The organism is Curvibacter delicatus NBRC 14919 (genome assembly GCF_001592265.1).
Lineage (GTDB): Bacteria > Pseudomonadota > Gammaproteobacteria > Burkholderiales > Burkholderiaceae_C > Hylemonella > Hylemonella delicata.
This window is the reverse complement of record NZ_BCWP01000094.1, coordinates 1-1190: the sequence shown is the minus strand read 5'-3', so window position 1 is coordinate 1190 and position 1190 is coordinate 1. Positions and strand designations below refer to the sequence as shown.

The window sequence follows — 1190 nt, the reverse complement described above, 5'->3', positions numbered from 1 at the left end:
TGGCAAAAGAGAAATTTGAACGTACCAAGCCGCACGTCAACGTCGGCACCATTGGCCACGTGGACCATGGCAAGACGACCCTGACGGCGGCCATTGCGACCGTGCTGTCCAAGAAGTTTGGTGGTGAAGCCAAGGCTTACGACCAGATTGATGCTGCTCCGGAAGAAAAAGCCCGCGGCATTACCATCAACACCGCGCACGTCGAATACGAAACGGCCAACCGCCACTACGCCCACGTTGACTGCCCCGGCCACGCCGACTACGTCAAGAACATGATTACCGGTGCTGCCCAGATGGACGGCGCCATCCTGGTGTGCTCTGCTGCTGACGGCCCGATGCCCCAGACCCGCGAGCACATCCTGCTGGCCCGTCAGGTGGGTGTTCCCTACATCATCGTCTTTCTGAACAAGTGCGACATGGTCGACGACGCTGAACTGCTCGAACTCGTTGAAATGGAAGTGCGCGAGCTGCTCTCCAAGTACGACTTCCCTGGCGACGACACCCCCATCATCAAAGGCTCGGCCAAGCTGGCCCTCGAAGGCGACACCGGCGATCTGGGCGAACAAGCCATCATGCGCCTGGCCGATGCGCTGGACAGCTACATCCCCACGCCTGAGCGCGCCATCGACGGCGCCTTCCTGATGCCCGTGGAAGACGTGTTCTCCATCTCCGGTCGCGGCACCGTGGTGACCGGCCGTATCGAGCGCGGCATCATCAAGGTCGGCGAAGAAATCGAAATCGTCGGTATCAAGGACACCCTGAAGACCACCTGCACCGGCGTGGAAATGTTCCGCAAGCTGCTGGACCAAGGCCAGGCTGGCGACAACGTCGGTATCCTGCTGCGCGGCACCAAGCGTGAAGAAGTCGAGCGCGGCCAAGTGCTGTGCAAGCCCGGCTCCATCAAGCCGCACACCCACTTCACTGGCGAAGTGTACGTGCTGAGCAAGGACGAAGGCGGCCGTCACACCCCGTTCTTCAACAACTACCGCCCGCAGTTCTACTTCCGTACCACGGACGTGACCGGCGCCATCGAGCTGCCCGAAGGCAAGGAAATGGTGATGCCTGGCGACAATGTGTCGATCACCGTCAAGCTGATCGCTCCGATCGCCATGGAAGAAGGTCTGCGCTTCGCTATCCGCGAAGGTGGCCGTACCGTGGGTGCCGGCGTGGTTGCCAAGATCATTGCGTAA

General features: G+C 60.8%; 1 protein-coding gene. It reads left to right on the top strand.

The genetic code is table 11. The features are described from left to right. Positions 1 to 1190, top strand: a 1190-nt coding sequence (gene tuf, locus CDE01S_RS17950) for an elongation factor Tu (protein WP_084382993.1), incomplete at its 5' end; no start/stop codon positions are given.